The sequence below is a fragment of the Paraburkholderia sp. ZP32-5 genome, from assembly GCF_021390495.1.
In the GTDB taxonomy this organism is placed as follows: Bacteria; Pseudomonadota; Gammaproteobacteria; order Burkholderiales; family Burkholderiaceae; genus Paraburkholderia.
Map to the genome: position 1 here is coordinate 1,307,846 of NZ_JAJEJP010000001.1, position 21,384 is coordinate 1,329,229.

General features: G+C 61.6%; 20 protein-coding genes. 12 read left to right on the plus strand and 8 right to left on the minus strand.

Translation table 11 applies throughout. The features are described 5' to 3' along the window. Positions 1–146: 146 nt before the first annotated feature. Positions 147–1,445 carry an O-antigen ligase family protein gene (locus tag L0U82_RS05525; protein ID WP_233829035.1) on the minus strand — a complete coding sequence of 433 codons (1,299 nt, stop codon included), beginning with the start codon at positions 1,443–1,445 and terminating at the stop codon, positions 147–149. Positions 1,446–1,730: 285 nt separating this feature from the next. Here L0U82_RS05525 and L0U82_RS05530 point away from each other — a divergent pair, with 285 nt between their 5' ends. Beyond that, positions 1,731–2,576, plus strand: coding sequence for a glycosyltransferase family 2 protein (locus L0U82_RS05530; protein WP_233829037.1), 846 nt, complete (start codon positions 1,731–1,733; stop codon positions 2,574–2,576). 33 nt (positions 2,577–2,609) lie between these two features. Here L0U82_RS05530 and L0U82_RS05535 read toward each other — a convergent pair whose 3' ends face one another. Further along, entirely contained in the window at positions 2,610–2,939 is a 330-nt protein-coding gene (locus L0U82_RS05535; RefSeq protein WP_233829039.1) for a hypothetical protein, read from the minus strand. A 113-nt stretch (positions 2,940–3,052) separates the two neighbouring features. On the opposite strand from L0U82_RS05535, the gene L0U82_RS05540 reads away from it, so the two are divergent. Next, positions 3,053–3,982, plus strand: a complete 930-nt coding sequence (locus L0U82_RS05540) for a recombination-associated protein RdgC (RefSeq protein ID WP_233829041.1) — start codon at positions 3,053–3,055, stop codon at positions 3,980–3,982. Between the two features lie 184 nt (positions 3,983–4,166). On the opposite strand, the gene L0U82_RS05545 is transcribed toward L0U82_RS05540, so the two are convergent. From L0U82_RS05545 to L0U82_RS05560, 4 genes are all read right to left on the minus strand, one after another. Then, entirely contained in the window at positions 4,167–5,375 is a 1,209-nt protein-coding gene (locus tag L0U82_RS05545; RefSeq protein WP_233829043.1) for an MFS transporter, read from the minus strand. Between the two features lie 133 nt (positions 5,376–5,508). Continuing rightward, positions 5,509–5,985 carry a VOC family protein gene (locus L0U82_RS05550; protein ID WP_233829044.1) on the minus strand — a complete coding sequence of 159 codons (477 nt, stop codon included), beginning with the start codon at positions 5,983–5,985 and terminating at the stop codon, positions 5,509–5,511. 195 nt (positions 5,986–6,180) lie between these two features. Beyond that, positions 6,181–6,660, minus strand: coding sequence for a VOC family protein (locus L0U82_RS05555; RefSeq protein WP_233829046.1), 480 nt, complete (start codon positions 6,658–6,660; stop codon positions 6,181–6,183). A gap of 176 nt (positions 6,661–6,836) precedes the next feature. Beyond that, on the minus strand, positions 6,837–8,492 hold the full coding sequence (locus tag L0U82_RS05560) for an SH3 domain-containing C40 family peptidase (protein WP_233829047.1): 1,656 nt from the start codon (positions 8,490–8,492) through the stop codon (positions 6,837–6,839). A gap of 421 nt (positions 8,493–8,913) precedes the next feature. Here L0U82_RS05560 and L0U82_RS05565 point away from each other — a divergent pair, with 421 nt between their 5' ends. From L0U82_RS05565 to L0U82_RS05600, 8 genes are all read left to right on the plus strand, one after another. Further along, positions 8,914–9,339 (plus strand): TOBE domain-containing protein, encoded by a 426-nt coding sequence (locus L0U82_RS05565; protein WP_233829048.1) that lies wholly within the window; start codon positions 8,914–8,916, stop codon positions 9,337–9,339. Positions 9,340–9,608: 269 nt separating this feature from the next. Next, entirely contained in the window at positions 9,609–10,109 is a 501-nt protein-coding gene (locus tag L0U82_RS05570; protein WP_233829049.1) for a GAF domain-containing protein, read from the plus strand. Positions 10,110–10,357: 248 nt separating this feature from the next. After that, a complete protein-coding gene (locus L0U82_RS05575) occupies positions 10,358–12,091 on the plus strand; it encodes a putative bifunctional diguanylate cyclase/phosphodiesterase (protein WP_233829050.1) in 1,734 nt (577 codons plus the stop codon). A 190-nt stretch (positions 12,092–12,281) separates the two neighbouring features. Continuing rightward, positions 12,282–13,091: a mechanosensitive ion channel family protein gene (locus L0U82_RS05580; protein ID WP_233829051.1), complete on the plus strand. Its 810-nt coding sequence runs from the start codon at positions 12,282–12,284 to the stop codon at positions 13,089–13,091. Between the two features lie 444 nt (positions 13,092–13,535). Continuing rightward, positions 13,536–13,907: a hypothetical protein gene (locus L0U82_RS05585; protein WP_233829052.1), complete on the plus strand. Its 372-nt coding sequence runs from the start codon at positions 13,536–13,538 to the stop codon at positions 13,905–13,907. 10 nt (positions 13,908–13,917) lie between these two features. Continuing rightward, positions 13,918–14,301: a hypothetical protein gene (locus tag L0U82_RS05590; protein ID WP_233829053.1), complete on the plus strand. Its 384-nt coding sequence runs from the start codon at positions 13,918–13,920 to the stop codon at positions 14,299–14,301. Between the two features lie 55 nt (positions 14,302–14,356). Continuing rightward, positions 14,357–16,129 (plus strand): glycoside hydrolase family 55 protein, encoded by a 1,773-nt coding sequence (locus L0U82_RS05595; RefSeq protein WP_233829054.1) that lies wholly within the window; start codon positions 14,357–14,359, stop codon positions 16,127–16,129. A 153-nt stretch (positions 16,130–16,282) separates the two neighbouring features. Next, positions 16,283–17,524: an SGNH/GDSL hydrolase family protein gene (locus tag L0U82_RS05600; RefSeq protein WP_233829055.1), complete on the plus strand. Its 1,242-nt coding sequence runs from the start codon at positions 16,283–16,285 to the stop codon at positions 17,522–17,524. 137 nt (positions 17,525–17,661) lie between these two features. Here L0U82_RS05600 and L0U82_RS05605 read toward each other — a convergent pair whose 3' ends face one another. Beyond that, on the minus strand, positions 17,662–18,771 hold the full coding sequence (locus L0U82_RS05605) for an acyltransferase family protein (RefSeq protein ID WP_233829056.1): 1,110 nt from the start codon (positions 18,769–18,771) through the stop codon (positions 17,662–17,664). Between the two features lie 194 nt (positions 18,772–18,965). On the opposite strand from L0U82_RS05605, the gene L0U82_RS05610 reads away from it, so the two are divergent. Continuing rightward, positions 18,966–19,088: a phage holin family protein gene (locus L0U82_RS05610; RefSeq protein ID WP_233833141.1), complete on the plus strand. Its 123-nt coding sequence runs from the start codon at positions 18,966–18,968 to the stop codon at positions 19,086–19,088. A gap of 25 nt (positions 19,089–19,113) precedes the next feature. Beyond that, positions 19,114–19,734: a hypothetical protein gene (locus L0U82_RS05615; protein ID WP_233829057.1), complete on the plus strand. Its 621-nt coding sequence runs from the start codon at positions 19,114–19,116 to the stop codon at positions 19,732–19,734. Positions 19,735–19,914: 180 nt separating this feature from the next. On the opposite strand, the gene rng is transcribed toward L0U82_RS05615, so the two are convergent. Continuing rightward, positions 19,915–21,384: a ribonuclease G gene (gene rng, locus L0U82_RS05620; protein ID WP_233829058.1), complete on the minus strand. Its 1,470-nt coding sequence runs from the start codon at positions 21,382–21,384 to the stop codon at positions 19,915–19,917.

Genomic DNA, 21,384 nt, shown 5'->3' on the forward strand with positions numbered 1-21,384 from the left:
AGCCGGTCAGCCGGTCAGCCGGTCAGCCGGTCAGCCAGTCAGCCAGTCAGCCAGTCAGCCAGTCAGCCAGTCAGCCAGTCAGCCAGTCAGCCAGCCAGCCAGTCAGCCAGCCAGCCAGCCAGTCAGCCAGCCAGTCAGCCAGCCCATCACTTCAGCTCGACTACGCGCTCCTTCTCCCGCGCGACCGGCGCCACCCTCGGCGCCCCCTGCAACTCGCGTTTTCTGACGTCGATCATCGCCAGCAGCGTCGCGACCAGCAGCGCCAGCAGCACCGTGACCATGATCGGTACGAGCACGTCGATCGTCAGGCCGAAAATCACGGTGCTGGTCGCGACCGCGAGGCCCGCATAGGCCGCCGCGCGAATCGTCGGATCGCTCGCATACCGGTGCCGCCAGAAATACACCGCCGTGCCGTAATAAAACAGCAGCAGGCAGATCACGCCGATCAGCCCCATCTCGGCAAGCGTCGAGAAGAAGTCACTATGCGCGCGTTCGTTGACGATCTCAGGCTTCACTTCGCCGCGTTTGGCCATCACGCCGAGTTCGTCGACCAGACGCCCCTTGCCGATGCCGTACAGCGGGTGGTGCATGAAAATGAGCCGGGAGGCGTCCCACAGTTGCAGGCGCAGGCCCGTCGAGGTGTCGTCGTCGCCCCGATGCATCATGGACACGTCGTTCGGCACCTCGGCCAGGCGCTTTTGAATGCGTTCGGTCGACAGCAGCCCGGCCGCCGCGATCACGATTGCGAGCGTCGCGACCACGAGCCGCTTCTTCTGCGTGAACCACTGGTACTGCATGCCGAGCAGTACGACGAACACCGGCACCGCGAGCCAGCCGCCGCGCGTGCCCGACAGGAACGACGCATAGCCGCCCGCGATCAGCGCGAGCACACGCGGCACGACGATGCGCCAGTCGCGTGGGTTGTCCCAGCCGAGCGTGAACACCGACAGGAACGCGAGCAGCAACGCGGTATCGCCGAACGGAATCGCGTTCGTATACGAATTGTTCAGACGATTCGCGTCGGTCCAGCCGCCCGGCGGCTGATCGATCAGCGCCCACAGCGCAACCGCGAGCGCGCCGGCCGCGCAACCCCAGCCGATGACCCGCAGATTGCGCGACGGCAATTGCCGCAGCAGCAGAAACACCGGCAGCGCGAACACGAAGCGCGACAGCGCATCGAACTGACGCGGCAGCCAGTAGCCGAACAGCAACTGCTGCACGATGCTCGCGACGATGAGCGCGAGCATGCCGACGGTGAACCAGCGGTAGGTACGCAGCGCGGAAAAATAGCCCGGCACGCGCCGGTTGACCACGGCCGTGCCGAGCGCCAGCGCAACGATTGCGAAGAAACAGTAACCGGTGCCGCCGCGCCACATCAGATTGACCGCGGGCGCGGCAAACAGCAGGACCGTTGTGAGCCAGACCAGGCTGGAAGGAAAAATCATAGGTCTAGAAGATGTATGAGCACACTACCGTTCCGGTGGTGAAATAGCTGGGGCCGGACCATTTGAGTTTTTTCAAGACGGCAGAGCGATCCGGATTATAACCATGCGCCCCCTTGCGAAATGCTTGCTGCCGCACGCGGTAAGGTTGTGGGGGCATCTTTCGCGTGCCGCGGCAGCGGCGGGGGCCGCTGTCGTGCGCGCGGAGCGGGGGCGGTACAATCGCGCGAAACTCATGACCGGCGCGCGCGGCGCCGCGTTCGCACCCCAGCCCAACGGACCGAATCGATGTTCTCAATCATCATCCCGACCTGGAACAACCTGCCTTATCTGCGGCTAGTGATCGAAAGCCTGCAGCGTCATTCGACCCATCAGCACCAGATCATCGTGCACGTGAACGACGGCTCGGACGGCACGCTCGCGTGGGTGCGCGACGAGAGCATCGAGCATACGGCGTCGCCCGGCAACATCGGCATCTGCCACGCGGTCAATATCGCGGCGGCGCGCGCGAACCGCGACTACATCGTCTATATGAACGACGACATGTACTGCTGCCCCGGCTGGGACGACGCGCTCGTCAGGCGCCTCGCGCAGATGCCGGCCGACAACCTGTTCATGCTGTCCGGCACGATGATCGAACCGGTCGATTCCGGCAATCCGTGCGTGGTGGTGCGCGATTTCGGCCGCGACGCGCAGGTGTTTCGCGCCGACGAACTGGTCGCCGCGACGCCGCAGCTTGCTCGCGCCGACTGGCGCGGCGCGACGTGGCCGCCCACGCTGGTGCATCGCGATTGGTGGTTCAAGCTGGGCGGCTACAGCAGCGAACTGAGCCCCGGCATGAGCAGCGACAACGATTTCTCGATGAAGCTGTGGGATGCAGGCTGCCGGGTGTTCGTCGGCGTCGGCGACAGCCTCGTCTATCACTTCCAGCAGAAAAGCACCGGCAAAGTCGTGAAGAACGACGGACGCCGCCAGTTCCTCAACAAGTGGGGGATGACGCAGGCGACCTTCGACCGCTATTACCTGCGCCGCGGCACCGCGATCGACGGCGGCATCGCGGTCAGCGATCCGGAACCCAGCGGCCGGCTGCGGCGCGCACTGTTGAAGTCGCGTATCAAGCGCGCGTTGGGCTGAGCGGGCGAATCACTGCTGCATCACACGGGCGGATCAAACTCCGCCGGTCACGAGCGGCAGCACCGTCAGATCCGGATGCGTGCCGTCGACGATGCTGCGCCCCACGTGCACCGCTTCGTACAGCGCTTCGTCCTGACTCGCGAAGCTCTCTTCGCCGTCCGCGTGAAACGGCACCGCATGGCCCGGAATGTGCGGATCGGCGCCCGGATGGCAGACGTAGCCCAGATACGTGTAGCGGATGTCAGGCGCATCCGGCGCGCCAGCTGCAAAAGACGCATCCGGCGGGTTCTTCGCGACGGGCGATACGTGGATTTCGAAGCCCTCGTAGTCGACCGTCTGCCAGGCTGCGGTTTGATCGGCCATGGCGGCCTCCGTCTCGATCTGTCCTGTCAAAAAGTCTAGGTGATTTGCCGGTCGATCGCCTGGGCGCTTGCGTCGGATAAAATGGCGCGCTTTGCCCCGAATCGACTCCGCTCATGTGGTTCAAAAACCTTCAGTTGCACCGTCTTCCCGCGCCGTGGTCCGTCACCCCCGAACAGATGCAGAAGTGGCTCGCGCCGTACGCATTCGCGCCCGGCAATAGCGTCGAGATGCAGGCGCAAGGCTGGGCGCCGCCGCGCGACGGCGACTCGCTCGTGTATGCGCTCAATGGCCAGATGCTGCTGACGTTTCGCGCCGAAAAGAAACTGCTGCCGGCATCGGTCGTCACCCAGGTGACGCGCGAGCGCGCGCTCGAACTCGAGGAGCAGCAAGGCTTCAAGCCGGGCCGCAAACAGATGCGCGAATTGAAGGAGCAGGTCACCGACGAACTGCGTCCGCGCGCGTTCAGCATCCGTCGCGACACGCGCGTGTGGATCGATTGCAAGAACGGCTGGCTGGTGATCGACGCGGCGTCGCAGACGGTGGCCGACGACGTGCGCGGCCTGCTGGTGAAGTCGATCGACCAGTTGCCGCTGATGACGGTGCGCGTCAAGCAGTCGCCGGTCGCGGCGATGACCGGCTGGCTGCTCGACGGCGACGCGCCGGCCGGCTTCACGCTCGATCAGGACACGGAACTGCGCTCGGCGACCGAAGGCAACGCGACGGTGCGCTACGTCGGTCATACGCTCGATATCGACGACATGCGCCGCCATATCGAAGCGGGCAAGCAATGCATGCGCCTTGCGATGACGTGGAACGATCGCGTGTCGTTCGTGCTGACGCCGTCGCTGACGATCAAGCGCATCGCGCCGCTCGACGTGCTGAAGGAAGCGAGCGATCCGACCGCGCAGAACGACGACGAACGTTTCGATTCCGATATCGCGCTGATGACCGCCGAACTCGACCGCATGCTGGTCGATCTGATCGATGCGCTGGGTGGGGAGCAGGGCGAGGAAGGGTTTGCGATGCCGCGCGCGGCGGCCTGACGAGGGCCGCCTATGAAGGCTGCATGACCGGCGTTGCCCGAGACCCAGCGTTGCTGAAAAAACTCTCGCGGCATCAACGGCTTGCCGATCTTTGCGAAAAGTTATGCACAGATTTGCCAACAAAAACTGTGGGTAACTTCGATCGCGCGGCGCGCGAGCATCAACACCTTCGCCGGTCGCGCGCTCACTCCTCCAACACCAGCGCGCGTTTGCGCCGCAGCAGCGCGGAGCCGGCCGATACCGCCGCGCCGATGCCGCCCATCGTCAGCGATAGCGCGACGATCAGCGGGCCGGTTTGCGTGCGTGCGGAGAACACGCTGACGAGCAAACCGGCGAGCGGCTGCGTCAGATTGTTCAGCAGGATCGCGACGCCGATCGTCTTGCCGTAGTCTTCCGGCGGAATGATCTCCAGACGCGCGCTGCGAATATAGACGTTGAACATCTTGTCGAAGCCGACGATCAGCAGGAAGCCGAGCGCATAGCCCCATGGCGCCACGCTCGCGCCGGCGATTACGCCGCCCGCGCAGATCGTCACGAACGCGACGAGGCCGAGCACGCGCCGCGGCCAGCCGACCCGCGCGACCGTCAGCAGTACCAGCACCGTGGCGATTGCGCCGGCCGTTTGCAGCCCGGCGTAGTAGCGGTTCGATTGCGCGTGCAAGCCCGTCACCATCGCCGCCGAGGTCGCGAGCGTCACGCCGATCACGAGGTTTTCCGCGGCCGCGAGCATGATGACCTTCTTCAGGCCCGGCAGCGTCCATACGTGATTGAGCGCGACGCGCAGCGGCAGCGTCCAGTGGCCGGCCGGTGTGGTCGCGACGGCGGGCGCGCGAAAGCCGCTGACGCGCTGCCACACGAACAGCGCGGCGTCGGCGGTGAGAAACAGCACGCCGGTCGCCGCGACCACCCACTCCCAGTGCCACACGCCGAGCAGCAGCGCGGCCAGCATCGGACCGAGCACGAAGCCCAATTGATCGGCCAGTTGCGAGTAGGCGAGCACGCGCTGAATCTGTTGCGTGCTGAAGATCTGCGGCAGCATCACCTCGCGCGCGACCAGCCCCTGGCTCGTCAGCACGCCGCACGCGGCCGACAACGCGATCAGCCAGCCGATGCCGCCGAACGCCACATACGCGGCGATGCCGCCGAAGCATGCGAGCGCGCGCACTGCCTGGCTCAGACGCATCAGCTTCAGCGGCGGAAAACGGTCGCACAAGGCGCCGAAAAATGGGAAGACGAGGTAGCGCGGAAGCGTTTCGATGAAGAATGCGAGGCCCGACCACGAGACCTGGCGGGTCGTCTGGAACACGACCAGCGGGACGAGAAAGAGCAGGATCTGATCGGCGAGACGCGCGACAAACAGCGAGCAGAAAAAAGCGTGATGGTTGACGCGCACCGTGGATGTCTCACCGTGTATGGGTCGATATGGGTCGAGACCGATGCTATCAAAAGATCGGGAGGCGGGGACGGCGAGGCTCGGGCTGCGAGGCCGCGGCGTCCGCGCAGGCTGCGGGACGCCGTGGATCGTTCTATTCGCCCCGATACGCTTTTTTGAGTTCCGCGATATCGAGCTTGATCATGTTCATCATCGAGACCATCACGCGATTCGCTTTGTCGCGATCCGGGTCGCGCAGCATTTCAAGTAGTCCGTCCGGCACGATCTGCCACGACACGCCGTAGCGATCCTCGATCCAGCCGCAGGCCACGGCCTTGCCGCCGCTGTCGAGGAACGTCGTCCAGTAGTGGTCGACTTCCTCTTGCGATGCGCAATGCACCATCAGCGACAGCGCCGGCGTGAAGTGATACTGCGGGCCGCCGTTTAGCGCCATGAATTCCTGGCCGTCGAGTTCGAACGTGATCGCAAGCACGTCGCCCTTGGGGCCAGGACTGGCGTCCGTGTGGTGCAGCGTGGCGGCGATGCGCGATGCCGGAAACACGGACAGATAGAAGTTCGCGGCTTCCTCTGCGTTGCCGTCGAACCACAGGCACGGTGCGATTTTCTGCATGAGGTTGCTCCTTGGGAACTGCTGCGGATTGGGTTGGAGGCCGGGTTCGCGACCGGCTCCGGGGCAGCGGGAGGTGGGAGATGGCGCGGCGGCGTCTCGCTTTGCCGCCGCCCCGCGCTCATCCAGCGCTTACTCAACGATTACGCAGCGACCGCCGCGCAATCCTCCACCGATCGCCCCCCGGCTGGCAACTACTTACTTCTTCGCGTCCGGCGAGCACTCCGCGCTCATCGCGTTCCTGATTTCCTCCGGGCTCAGATCGCGCTTGTGCGTCGCGATCGACCACTTATGGCCGAACGGGTCCTGCACCTGGCCGTAGCGGTCGCCCCAGAACATGTCGGTGACGGGCATCCGGGCGGTGGCGCCCGCATCGACCGCCTGCTTGAAGCTGGCGTCGACGTCGGGTACGTACAGGTGGATCGTGACCGGCGTGCCCTTCAGCGTGTTCGCGTCGAACATCTGATGTTCGGGCCACTCGTCGGTCAGCATCATCATCGAGTCGCCGATTTTCAGCGTCGCGTGCATTACCTTGCCGTCCGGCCCCGGCAGGCGGACCTGTTCGACGGCGTTGAAGGCTTTCTCGTAGAACGCGATCGCTTCGGAGGCATTCTTGCAGACCAGGTACGGTGTGAGGGAATGCATCCCATCCGGGATGGGTTTGACTGCGCTAGACATGACGGTGACTCCTTGAAGTAACGGGATCCTCAGTGGAAAGACCGGCCGTGTAAGCCAGATCTTCAACGTTACGACGAGTTCGTGACCGCCGGATCGACACTCCGAAAAAAATATTTTTTTGGCGAGGGCGAGGGCGCCGATGCCTCGCGCCCCCTTTTTCCGTCGTGACTCGTGCGCTATCCGGCCGGATTGTCCTCGTCCGGCGGCGACGCGGACGGCGGCGCGCTGCCCGCCGGCGCGCCGAGAATGCTGACCTGGAACGTGTGCGTCCCGGCGAGCGACTGCAGCGTCGCGTCCTCGGGGATGTGCTCGTACAGCGGCAGGATCACCGAGCCGCCGATCACCGCGCGCCGGCTGTTGTCGGCCGGCCGCAAGCCCCATACGTCCTGATAGACGACCGGCACCACCGTGCCGTCGCGCGTCGTGTTGCCGATATACAGCATCACGTGGCCGCCGATATAGATCAGCGTGCGAAACGGCACGCCATGCTGCGCCAGATAGTCGAGCCGCGCGGCGGGCGTCGATGCGGACAGGTCGACCATGCGCCCGGCGCTCATCTGCGTCGACGAATGGCGCGGCAGCCACACGCCGAACGCGGCGAAGATACTCTGCAATTCCGACGAGCAGTCGTTGTAGAGCCCGCTGTTGCCCCAGCCGTAAGGCCGCCCGATCAGCGCCTTCATCAGCGTCGCCAGATGGCGCGGCGTCGCGGCGAGCGGCATCGGCGCGATCTGGCTGTCGTCGAGCGAGGCGGTGCGGATTAGCGCGTGGCCGTCGATGTCGCGCGCGGGCACGAGCAGCTGGCGCATCGCGGAGGCGTTGGCGCTGTTTTCGCTGGCGGTGTCGGGCGTGGCGCCGCTGGTGCTGTTGCTGGTGCCCTTGCTGGCGGCCTCGCCGGCAGCGGTGCCGCGCGCCGCCGATGCCACCGCCGATGCCGACACCAGCGGCAGCATCGTGCCGGCCGGCGCGTCGAAACGGAACACGCCGTGGCTGTCGCTGATCGCCGCCGACGCGACGATCACCGCGCCCAGCGACTTGCCGGCCGCCGCGCGCCATCTGTCGACGAAGCGGTCGTCGGCGAACGCGACGCCGTCGCTGCGTACCCAGCCCTGCACGTCGGGGGTCTGCACGTACTGCCACGCGCCGTCGGCACTGCCGCCGAGCACATACAGCGGCGTGCCGGGGCGCACGGCCGAGATCTGCAGGTTGTCGAACGGATAGCCTTCGCCGGCCAGGCGATGGTCGTAGAACGACGGGTCGGTGGTCGGCAGCTCGCGCACCATCAGGTTGCCGGTTGCGATCGCGCGGCGCTCGGGTTGATAGACCGGCGCCTGCGTGAATTGCGCGACGTTCATATTGCGCGCGATCGCGTCGATCCACGCCTTGTCGTGCGGGCGGAAATTTTCGCCGTAGCCGATCACGCTGCCTTGCTTGCCGGTGTTGTCGAACTTGTCGATGCGGCGCTGTTGCAGCGCGGCAATGTCCTGCCCCCGGTCGCTAAAGACGCGCGCCGTCACAAACGCGGCATTCCATGGCGACTGCGCGTTCGCGTCCGTACCGAAGTAGCGCGCGAACAACAGGTCGAAATGGGCGCGTTGCTCGGCGGCGCTGAGGAACGGCCGGTCGTAATCGGGGCTTTGCGGATCGAGCCAGTGATCGACATCCTGGTCGTAGTGCGTCAGCGGAAACACCGAGACGTTGTCGACGAACGCATGCGTGTCGCGCGGCGGCGCGGGATTGCTGCACGCAACGAGCGTCGCGACCGCGGCGCTCAGCGCGACGGCTTGCCAGACGCGGCGGGGGAGAACACGGAGAGAAGCGGCGACAGGCATAAAGGTTCGGCTTATGGGGCGTAGGGGGCGTGTGGAGCGTGGCGGGCGTGTGGGTCCAAGGGCACGATAATACGGTGTCGGCGGTGCGCGCGTCGGCTTGACATTGTCGCGGACGTCGATGGCGTGGCGACGCTTGTGCTCATGCGGGTAGCCGGGGTTGTCGCTGCCGTGGTTGCTGTCGTTTTGGCACCCATGGCTTGCCATTTTCGCCGTGGCCGTTGTATCCAGGCCGGGTTGTCATCATCCATACATCACGCTTTTGTGTTTTCATCCCGATAGGGCCCGTTTATTGTAGGCGGCGCGTTAGCGCGCTTTCACACAGACGCGTTCGCTCAGATTCGCTTTATCCATCAACCTTCGCGTCTCGCGGCGCCGCTTTGTAGCACGCCTGCGACGCGTTTCGATCCCTCAGGAGCACACGATGAAAACCAGCGCACGCAACCAGTTCAGCGGCCAGGTCACCGACGTCAAACACGGCGTGGTCAATGACGAAGTCACGCTGCGCACTCAGGACGGTCTCGAGATCGTCGCGATCATCACGCACGGCAGCGCGCAGTCGCTCGGACTGGCCGCGGGCAAGCAGGCGTTTGCGCTCGTGAAGGCATCGTCGGTGATCGTGATGGTCGACGTCGCGAAGCACCAGGTGTCGGCGCGCAACTGCATCGAGGGGACGGTGGCCACGGTGACCAAGGGCGCGGTCAACGCGGAAGTGACGATCAGCGCGGGCGGCGCGCAGATCGCTGCGATCGTGACGAACGACAGCGTCGATCGTCTCGGCCTCGCGAGCGGCAAGCCGGCGACGGCGATCTTCAAGGCATCGAGCGTGATCATCGGCGTGGATCAGTAAAGCGGTGCATGCGCGATTCGTCCGCGTTGGCGTGTTGTCGGGACGCGTGCGAATCGTGCCGGTTAGATGGCGCGCGATGAAGGGGTGACTGACGGCCCGATCATCGAGAGCACGAGGGACCGCATCACCGCATGAGCACCGGCGATGCGGCGCAAGCAAAAGCGCGCATGACAAACGCCGTGTCGCAAACCGCGCGGCGAGCCGAACACCGGCTTGCTTTACACTGCACGCGTTGTCACTCTCTTTCCGCTTTCCTCACGGACACCGTCATGTTCGAAGTTTCCTCCACCTCGCATCTGTCCAAAGCCGCGCAATACGAAGAGCTGGTCGCGCAGGCGCGCTCGCTGCTCAGCGGCGAAACCGACTGGATCGCCAATGCCGCGAATTTTTCATCGCTCGTGTTTCATTCGCTGAGCGATCTGAACTGGGCCGGCTTTTACTTTCACGATGGCCGCGAACTCGTGGTCGGCCCGTTTCAGGGCAAACCCGCGTGCGTGCGCATTCCGCTCGGTAAAGGCGTGTGCGGCACGGCCGCGCAAACGCGCGAGACCCAGCTCGTGCGCGACGTACATGAGTTTCCCGGTCATATCGCGTGCGATTCGGCGTCGCAATCGGAAATCGTCGTGCCGCTCGTCGCGCCGGACGGCACGCTGATCGGCGTGTGGGATGTCGACAGTCCGGTTCTCGCGCGCTTCGACGAAGAAGATGCGAAGGGAATGCAGGCGCTGTGCGCGGTGTTCATCGAAACGTCTTTGCCGCGCGGCGCTTAGTTTTCGCGGCAGTTTCCCGGGCGGGGTCCGCGCGCTTCGCCCCAGTTCATTTCGACCTGCATTTCAAGGGTTTTTTTCGATGCGTTAGCCTGCCGGACCGCGCGTGAAAGCCGCTATCATACGCACGATTGCCACGCGCTCCGGACCCGGTGAAAAACGCCGATTCGATCGTTTTGCGCTGCACGGCGAGATTGCGCACACTCGCTTCGACTACCCAGGACAATATACCCAGCACAAAGGCGGGCGCGATGCATGACCCCTTTCACGTCGATGCACGCACGCGCGATGCCGCCCTGGCAGCCGCGCCCTACGGGATGTTCATTTGCACGGCGGACGGCATCTTCGAAACGGTGAACGCCGCGTTCGAAAAGCTGACCGGCTTTACCGCGCAGGACCTGATCGGCCGGCGCTCGTTCGAATCGCTGCACGATCCCGCCGAACTCATCAAACGTCGCGCTGAATTGCCGTCGCTCGCGGCGCTGAATTCGCGTTACGAAGGCGAATGGACTTATCTGCGCCGCAATGGCTCGCAAGTCCGTGTCGCGTTCGCGCTCGCGCCGCTTCATTCCGAATTCGCGCCGCTGGGAGCCCATGCACATGAACACGCGCATGCGCCGGCATTCCCGGCGCTGCGCTACGTCGGCATCGCGGTCGATATCACGCGCTATGCGCAATCCGAGGCGCGCCTGTGGTACGTCGCGCATCACGATGGCGTGACGCGGCTACCGAATCAAACGCTGTTCACGGAACGGCTCGAACTGACGATCACGCGTTGCCGGCGCAGTGGCGGCGGCTTCACCGTGCTGATCGCGGAACTCGATCACCTGCGTAAATTGCGCGATGCGCTCGGTCTGCATGCGGCCGAACTCGTGCTGCAGATCGTCGGCGAACGGCTGCGCGGAATGTTTCCGCACGACGGCACGATTGCGTCGATCGGCGGCACGCAGTTCGCGCTGCTCGTCAACGAAACCGGCGCGGCCGCCGATGCGTTCGCCGCCGAAGCGCTCGGCCGTCTCGCCGAGCCGATCGATTACGCGGGCACCACGTTGACGATCACCGCGAGCATCGGCATCGCTGCCTATCCGGCCGACGCCGCCGATGCGCCGACGCTGATGCGGCGCGCGAGCGTCGCGTTGTCGGCGGCGTCCGCGGTAAACGGCAATGCGGTGCGGCGTTTTTCGGCCGAACTCGAAGGACAGGCCGCGCGCCGCTTCGAACTGGCGACGATGCTGCGCGACGCACTCGATCGTCATCAATTGCATCTCGTGTATCAGCCGCAAGTCACGCTCGCGACGGGCCGTATCGCGCAGGTCGAGGCGCTGCTGCGCTGGAAGCATCCGCAGCGCGGCATGATCAGCCCGGTCGAGTTCGTGCCGGTCGCCGAGGAGGCGGGGCTGATCGAGCGCATCGGCGAATGGGTAATCCGTACCGCGTGTCGCGATGCCGGCGTGCTGCTGCGGCAGACCGGCACGTTGCCGCGTTTCGCGGTCAACGTATCGCCGCAGCAGTTCCACTGTGAAGGCCTGTTCGATACGATTCGCGATGCACTTGAGGATGCCGCGCTCGATCCGTCGTACCTCGAAATCGAGATCACCGAGGGCGTGCTGTTCGGCGATATCGATCAGGCGTTGCAGACGCTGCATGCGCTGCGCGCGCTAGGCGTCGAAGTCGCGGTGGACGACTTCGGTACCGGCTATTCGAGCCTCGCGTATCTGACGCGTTTCCCGCTGAATCGCCTGAAAATCGATCGCTCGTTTGTGCTCGGCATGAGCACCGATTCGCAGAGCGCCGCGGTGGTCGGCGCGATCATCGCGATGGCGCATGCGTTGAAGCTGAGGGTGACCGCCGAAGGCGTCGAAACGGCCGCGCAGGCCGCGCAACTCGAAGCGCTTGGCTGCGACGAAGCACAGGGGTTCTGGTTTTCGCGTCCGTTGACGATCGCGACGCTGCGCAACCTGCTGAGGCCGTTGGGCACGTTTTGACGCATTCGAGTATTCCTTCCAACGCGGCGGCCAGCCGCCCGTGATTCACACGAGCATCCCGCTGCGGTTCACACGGGTCGCGCGAATGACTAAACCTGCGCAAATCGCATGCCCTGGCCTGTAGGCGAATGGACAGGAACGTATCGTGCTCCCTCGTGCATCGGGACAATGCAACGGAAACACGAGACCGATGAACGACCTCCTTGCCCGTCTATTTCATCTTCAGCCGTCGCTGCTCGTCACGATGACGCAGGACGCCATTCATATCGCTCTCGCCGTGTTGATACTGGTGATCGGCTGGTGGCTATCGAACCGTGTCGGCGCGATGTTCGCGAAGGCGCTCGCGCGCACGCACGCGGATCCGACGCTGGCGCCGATGCTCGCGGCGATGGGCACATGGGCGATACGCGTGCTCGTGTTCATCGCGGCGCTCGGCGAAGTTGGGATCGCGACCGCGAGCGTGCTGGCGGTGCTCGGCGCGGCTGGTCTGGCGATCGGTCTCGCGCTGCAGGGTACGCTGCAGAACATCGCGGCCGGCATGATGCTGCTGTTGCTGCGGCCGTTTCGTGTCGGCGATGTGATTGAAGGCAGTGGCGCCGCGGCGGGCATCGTGCGCGAAGTGGGGCTGTTCACCACACGCATCGAACGCGGCGACGGCAATCTGGTATTCGTGCCGAATAGCCAGATCTGGAGCAATCCGGTGATCAATTACAGCAGCGGAGGCACGCGGCGCATCGAGATCGAAGTGGATCTCGCGCGGCGCAAGGATGTGGAAGCGGCAATCGGCCAGTTGCAGAAACTCGTCGCCGATGAACCGCGCGTGTTGAGCGGGGCGACGTTGGCGCCCGTGGTGACGGTCGCGGATTATCCGCACGACGGCGGCGCAAAGCTGCGGATCGCGGCATGGGTGAGAACGCCGGATGCGTCATTGGCGCCGGGTGATTTGCACGAGCGCGCGCAGGCGGTGCTGGAAGAGGCGGGGTGCGAGGTGGCCGGCTAGGGGCCTGGCCTTTCCCGGCAAGCGCAACGTTGCCGCAAGCGCTCGTAAAAACGCATCCTCGGCGTGTTTTAGAGCCATACACTTCCGCGTTATGTCGACTCTAAAAATGCCTCGGCCCGTTCTACAAGCGCTTGCGGCAACCACCTGAAAAAGTGTGCGAATGCTGCGATATTGATGACCCGATTCGATGACTGGTCAACGCATCGTGGTTCTTACGTTGGGCATTGAATTCTGCCCGCAACCGTACAAAAAACTTCTAAAAACAGACGGGGTATTTCATCAGCGCGCTATATCCGAATAGACCGGATTAAACAGCATGCCGCGTTTATCCCCGCGTTTATCCCGGGCTTCACACTCTTTACAAAGCATTTAGACATAGCTCGATATCATCGCTCCGCTTGACGCTACCGGTCTCGGTGATGCGTCATATTTGGGAGCAAAGCTATGTTCGAAGTTGGCAAAGAATATTCTCGGGAAGATATCCATCGCGTGACGGGCGGATGCAAACAGGCATTCCTGCCCGTGAAAGGCGGCAAGGTTGTGGCCGCGCGATTGCGACAGGACCTGAACCCCTATGCGCCGGATGTGATCGTGTGCGATGGCAGTGCCGCTGCGCGTGCGGCCGGGCGAACACTCGCGCGACAAACCGATCCCATTCCGGTTTTTATCCGGACCGCAACCGATCGGTTTCGCTATATGGGCGACTACGTGACTGAGGCATCAATGACCGCGCCGGTCGATTACGCACCGTACGTGGAAAACAGTAGTTTTACGCTCGGTCAGATTTCGCGTGTGATCAAAATGAAACGTCGTTGATCCGAGTGGAATGGATGACACTGACGGCCGCGTGGCAAATGTGGCTGTCAAGCCGATTGTGCGTTCACATCAGCACGATATGGGGAATCTCGGCTCGATCACGGTCACGAATCAGTCACCTCCTGCGCCGACTGTCTCTGTATTCGGAGGCGACACCACAGTTACCTTGCAGATGTCCGTGGCCAATTATCCGGACGTGACGGACTACAGGGTCATCAAGTCTGATCGCGCGGTTGTATATGACGGCTCGGAAGACACGTTCACAATTTCGCAAGATGGAGAAACGTACACTGTCTATGCATATAACGCGTGGGAAAGCGTCTCGTCCGGTATGTCCACGGTCGCAATGGCGCCTGCGGGCCGGGAGACGGCGGCGGTCCAGCATAGACATTGATGAACGCACTAAGACCATTTGATCGCGGACTCTTATTCTACCGGGGGACTCAGGAATGACATTTTCCAAAATTCAGAAGATCGATCGGCTGTCCGTCGACGCGGACCTGATACACGCGGTTGCCCACGGTGGGATTGACGGCACGGTGACGACCGAAGGCGGCGTCGTGCCATCGGTCGCGAACGCGGTCAACACGCTGAAAGCGTACAACGTTCGTGGCGCGTGGATATCCGGTATGACGTTGGCGATGAAAGATGTTGTCACGAATGGTGGGATTGCATACGTTGCGCTTTCACCAGCAGCGTACGTTTCGACCGACGTTTCGACGGACCTCGCCGCAGGTCGACTTGCTGTTCACCAGGGGGCAACGGTTGAGGACCTCGCGGATGCGACTAAGGGCGTCAAGATGGTTTCACACGCCATTGATGATCGTGATCTTGCAGATCCAGCGAAGGGTGCCGCGATGGTGGCGTATCGATATTCGAGCGGTCCCGCACGCACGGTGGCCGACGACCTCGACGAAGGGTTTGCGAATCCCAAACGATACGGTGCTAAAGGTGACGGTTGCACAATTGACAGCGCAGCGATTCAACTCGCGATTGACGAGTTGGCGGCTCGTGGCGGCGGCGTTGTATGGTTCCCAGGTGGCAACTACGTCTGCAATTTGTTGCTGAGAGACGGAGTGCATCTCATCAGTGGCGCCGAACATTTTGGCTATCTGCCGCAGGCAGGCGGGCCACTTGCTGGCGTGACTCTCACGCAGGCGGAAGCCGGATTCGTCGTCGATACGCCGACCGATCTCAAGCGTGGCGTGCTGAGCGTTAAGGGCATTAACTTCGAGGGTTTGGGCGCGGCATTTGCGGGTGGGGGGGTACGCTTCGCGAGCACGAAGTGGGCGGCCATCAAATGCTGTTCAGCCAACAATTTTGCAGATCAAGCTTTCTTGCACACCAGTGGTTGGGGCGTGGTCTTCGAGGATCTCCTTGCTACAAATTGCTTGCTCAACGCCGCTCGCACCAGCGTCGCCGGCGTGCTGGAGACGCACGGCACCGACGACTTTCTGAATCGCTGTGAGATCGCGGGACAGTCAGCTTCTTCCGTAACGGATTCGAACCTGTATCGGGCGTCGATAGCTGTCTATGGCGCCAACAACTTCCTGTGCCAGGTGATCGGTGAGCAGGGCGATCGTGGCATCTATATCGGTCCGCAGGCTGGTGCCGGTCATCGCATGTCGCTTTGCCGCGCGGATAGTAACGGCGGAGTGGGCATCTGGATTGATGGCAACATCATCGGCTCGGTCTGTACCGCCTACAACAACAGTCTGGCTGACTCGGGCACATATTCCGGCTTCTATGCCAGCTCAACGTCGACTGCCTGCAAGTTCTCCTCATGCCGATCGGATGGTGTCGGTGCGACGAGTCAGCAGAAGTATGGCTACGAGGATCACGTCAGCAACTCGGTCGCCAATGTGCGCAACAGCTATATCGATTGCGGTGGCGTGTATAACGCTTTGGGCAACTACCTCACCCAGGGCTATCTTGGCTCCGGCGTAATCGCACCGCCACAGGCAATCCGGCCGGCCGATGGATCGACCGTCGTCGATGTCACCGGCACCAGCTTCGTCGTGCTGCAGGACTATGTGACCAACACGACGGTGACGAACTTCACTGGTGGCGCCGAAGGGCAGACGATCCGTGTGCTGGGTGACGCCAACGTGATAATCGGCAACGGAGCCGGGATCAACACGCCGACCGGCGCTGCGGTTGCACTTGCCGAAAAGACCATGTACAGCTTCACGCAATACAACGGTAGCTGGTACATGGGCTGATTTTGGCGGCTTTTGTCCACGGCCTTTTTAAAATAGACCGCCCGTGAATTGCATGAGCGGTCTTTTTGCACTTGAGAAGCGTTTGCCGCTGAAGCAGTATCAGCATACCGCTCTATCAGTAGCGCAACCTTGTCCACTAAAAAGAGGACCTGCATGACGGATATTATTTCACCGAAGCAGTGCCGCCACTCGTTCATCAATGCACCAGCGTACCTGACAGCTAACAACGACGCTACGAACGGACTGATGTTCCGTGTGTGCCACTCATTCCTGTCACGCCCTGTTGCTGTTCGCGCGGTGTTCTATAACCACCTCTCAACGTTGGTCGTTTTCGCTCAGCATTACGCGGCGACCGCCCACACGATCGGACCGGCGCTACAATCTTCGACGGCAGTTGAATGGACCGCAGGCGGCGCCGTGTCATGTGCCCCGGCAAATGACACGGCTAACTCCAACCCTTCGATCACATATGGGCCGTGGGTTCCGGTGTACGGCGTCGAATCTGTTGACGATCCCGGAACCTATCCTGTCATGGTTCATGCGGTACTACAGCCGGCATATACGGAATTCTGGACGCCGTACGAAGATCAGACATGGCGTGCTAGCGAGCCTAAAAATAGTGGCCTGTTCTGGACGGCGCGGCAGCAGTCGGGTAGCGATCCGTTGGCGAATCCCGGCCTGTTTTCATCGACGACGGTACAGGGGCGTAGCGCGATCGCGGGCATTGAGGCGATCTGCGAGGATGGCTCAATCCTCGTTGCTGACTGCGGCGACTCGATCACAGCCGGCGCGGGCCAAACAGACTACGGCCGGTCCGATATATATCGCGCTATCTCTGCGATCAACCAATTGGGAGAGGCAAAGGTCAGTCATATGCGTGGTGGATTTGGTGGGCAAAATTCGCTGGGCTACTTCAACCGAGCGATGTATCTTCTGCCGGTCCTTCGGCCCGACATTCTGATTTTCTCAATGGGGTCGCCGAACGACGGCATACCGTCGCTGGGCGGTCAGCGCACGAATTGGAGCCAATGCTTGCAAGTGATCGAGCTCGCCCGTTCTCTCGGTACACGGATCATCCTTCGAGGTTGGGCTCCGCATTCGGTCGTGGCCGACAATTGGCCGCAAGGGACGCTGACTTACACGCCAGGTTATCCGATCGAGACAGTGAACGGCGATGTGTACCGACAGGACACTAACGCGCGCGGGCAAGCGATGAATGGACAAGGGTTGGTGACGTGGACGCCAGGGCCCTCCGCCTTGGGGGATGGCGCGAAACCGGAGCGCTACATCACGAGGTACACCGACGATACCAATCATCCGAATGACGCCGGCTATGCGGCGATCACTCCCGCCATGCAGGATGCCGTCATGCGGGCGCTGATGAGCATCCAGTAAGACGCCCTCCTTTTGATGGGTCGCCGCCGACTTTACTGCGCGGATATGACGGCCGCCCTCGGGCGGTCTTTTAATTTCTTCCGCGGTACGACATGCACTGCAGATGAGGTAACGCCGTTGAGACGCGGGTCTTTCAGTTAGACATCGTGGAATGTGTTGATCCGGCGCAGGGCTGCGGCGAAAAGCGAGAGTCGACGGAACACTAACCGAATAGCTCGGCGCAACATTGGCTCCAAATAAGTCGCGATCACCCACGCGACGCAAGCGAGGAAAATGATCGGTCCCAAGGGCAAAAGAGCTGCTGGTATCGACGGGCACAACTGCCTTAGCTGCACCGTCATCGAGACGACTGCATTCTCGTGAATAAGGTATAGGGGATAGCTGATCAATCCGAGAATGAGCCACGCCCTATACTTTAGAAAACGCTGGACTTTTTCGTTCGTCATCGAAGCGGTGAATAGGGTGATCATCAGAGCCGGCGGTATTTTTTCGATGAAATGCGAGCCGTTGAAAAAAGCGACAGCGATTACGGCCGACACGACGGCGGCGATCAGTGTGCGGGGGGACCGATCTTGCATGTAAAGGTAGAGCGTCGCGCCAAACGTGAACCAGCCGAAGTGCTCAGCGCTGGTTCTTTTGAGCGCATAGTTGGTCCAGTAGATTGCGGCATCCGCATGCGGGTGCTTGATCATATAGAACTTAAAGCAGACGGTAATCACGAACAGCAAAAATAGGATTGAGACTGCTCGGCGCGCGCCGAAAAGAAAATATAGCGACCCAAATATCACGTAGAACTTGACCTCAACGAAGAGCGACCAGAATGGCCCCTCTAGTGCGCGGAAGTGTGTCGCCAGGACATAGTTCAGCCAGCCAGGCTCAATGAGCAATAGCCCTGGAATTGTATTGAGTGGGTCTACCGGACCGGCCGGTCTATGTGTAATTAGGCGCGACGTGGCGAGTATGAGCAGGGTGGCGATCAGCATTGCGGGGAAAAGGCGGAGCCAACGGCGCAGTATGAAATCCAGCATGTTTTTGCTTCGCTCCAGTGAAAGGAGGATGACAAAACCAGAAATCATGAAAAACAGTTGAACACCAACCCATCCGTATCGAAGAAAAGGAACGTGCTCGAATCTCTCTCCAAACGGCACGATCCCCGGCCAGCGAATGTAAGCGTGAAAAAGGACTACGAGGAGAATTGCGACTCCACGAAGCCCATCCAGATAAGAGAGTCGTGTGCTGGTTTCCATTGATGTGAATTGAGGAACATCCGTTGTGGAGATGGGCGCGCCTGATAGGATAGCTCTGAGCAATGGTCTTATTCCGACAAAGTCTTGGCAAATCTGTTGGTTTCAATAGAGCCACCTTCGGGTGGCTTTTTTTGGGGGGGAGACGAATGCAGGAATAGGAGAAAACTCTCCTGGAGTTGTTAATCATGTGCGCAATGTTTGGCATCGCAAAGCTACTGGTCAGTAGCGAAGCGTTGACCTTTCGGCTGATCCTCGGCCGTGCAATCCTCGGGTCGGCAACGTCGACGGTGGCGGGCGTTGCGCTCGTGCCTTTATGACGTTGATGCGCAGAGGCGCCCGCGTTTGATCGTCGTCGACGAAATCAAGCTCAATTCGCGCGGCCAAAAAACATCCCGCTTCCGTTCTAGCTTTGGGTGTTCGCATCGCCCCGATGAGACTCGTGGCCATCGCAATACATACAAAAAAATTGCCAATAGCAGGCTAGGTGGCGATCCTCAAAATGAGGAAAAAATGGACCAACGACTCGGTGCGCTCTATGAACTGAAACGCCTGTCATTCTCGATCGGTTACATCCAGAATCCCAAAAATTTTAGCCCCGCGTTTGCCTACGCTTATTACAATCGCGTCGCCCCGATCTTTCACGAGAATATCGCGCGGGAAACATATGATTTCGGTCCGTTCATGGATGTGTATGCCGTCAAAGCGTCGTTTGTAGACGAAGTGACCAAATACGTCGATGAGTGTGACTTGGCGGGCAATCTGACTGCTATCGGATTCTACAAACTTGAGGATAGGTTCAGCGGTTACAAGGCAAACCGAATGGAATTGCTTCACGCGCTCGAATATACCCCTATCGCTGGCCGATTCAGCGATGCCGTTTGGAAGGCGATTGAGGCTGATGCGCCTGTCGAAGGGAACCGATTAGCTGACATGTTCCTTCCCACCGAAGTCTCGTTCGATTGATTTTTTGGGGTGGTTGATTGGCTGGTGACAGCAGGTGAAGCGCGAAACCAGATCTTTAGCCATCTACGGTCGATCGCCGGTCCGCGATTGCCCTCATTGATGGGTAGCTAGATGGGTAGCCAAGAAGCGGGTGTGAGGCGATTTTCGTCGTAAATCATTGAAAATAATAGTAAATATTTTTTACATCAGCACAATATCGTACTGCTCCTGGCTTAGATTCGATTCCACCTGCAACGACACCGGCTTGCCGATGAAATCGATCAGCATCGCCAGATGCTGCGACTCTTCTTCCAGAAACAGATCGATTACCTGCTGCGACGCGACCACGCGAAACTCGCGCGGATTGAACTGCCGCGATTCGCGCAGAATCTCGCGCAGCACGTCGTAGCAAACCGTGCGCGCGGTCTTCACCTGGCCTTTGCCCTGGCAAACCGGACAGGGTTCGCACAGCACATGCGCGAGCGATTCGCGCGTGCGTTTGCGCGTCATCTCGACGAGCCCGAGCTGAGAAAATCCATTGACCGTCACACGCGTACGGTCGCGCGACAACGCCTTCTTCAATTCGCCGAGCACCTGATCGCGGTGCTCGACGTTTTCCATATCGATGAAATCGATGATGATCACGCCGCCCAGATTGCGCAGCCGCAACTGTCGCGCGATCGTATGCGCGGCTTCGAGGTTGGTCTTGAAGATCGTGTCGTCGAAATTGCGCGCGCCGACATAACCGCCGGTGTTCACGTCGATCGTCGTCATCGCCTCGGTCTGGTCGATCACCAGATAGCCGCCCGACTTCAGATCCACCCGGCGCGACAGCGCACGCTGAATTTCGGCCTCGATGTTGTACAGATCGAAGAGCGGCCGCTCGCCGGTGTAGTGGTGCAGCTTCGACGAAACGGCGGGCGTGAATTCCGCCGCGAAGTCGGCGAGCATCTGGAATGTCTCGCGCGAATCGACCTGGATGCGCGAGGTTTCATCGTTGACGAAATCGCGCAGCACGCGTTGCGCGAGATTCAGATCCTGGTAGAGCAGGCTGGTGGGCGGCATGCGCTGCCCCTGCGACAGAATCGTCGCCCACGTCTTGCGCAGATACGCGACGTCGGCGGCGAGTTCTTCGCTGGTTGCATCCTCGGCGATCGTGCGCACGATATAGCCGCCTTTTTCGTCGGCGGGCAGCACGGCGGTCAGCCGCGCACGCACGGCCTCGCGCTCCGCTTCGCTTTCGATCTTCTGCGAGATGCCGATATGCGGCTCCTGCGGCAGATACACGAGCGTGCGCCCGGCGATGCTGACCTGCGTGGACAGCCGCGCGCCCTTGGTGCCGATCGGATCCTTGACGACCTGGACCATCAGCGTTTGACCTTCGAAGACGATCTTTTCGATCGGCTGATGCGGTGCCTGATGCGGTGCTTCGCCGGCGATGCGCGGATGCCAGATATCGGCGACGTGCAGGAACGCGGCGCGTTCGAGACCGATGTCGATGAACGCGGATTGCATGCCCGGCAGCACGCGCACGACCTTGCCGAGATACACGTTGCCGACGCGTCCGCGCGACAGCGTTCGTTCGACGTGAAGTTCCTGGACGGCGCCCTGCTGAACGAGCGCGACGCGCGTTTCCTGCGGCGTGACATTGATCAGGATTTCTTCGTTCAT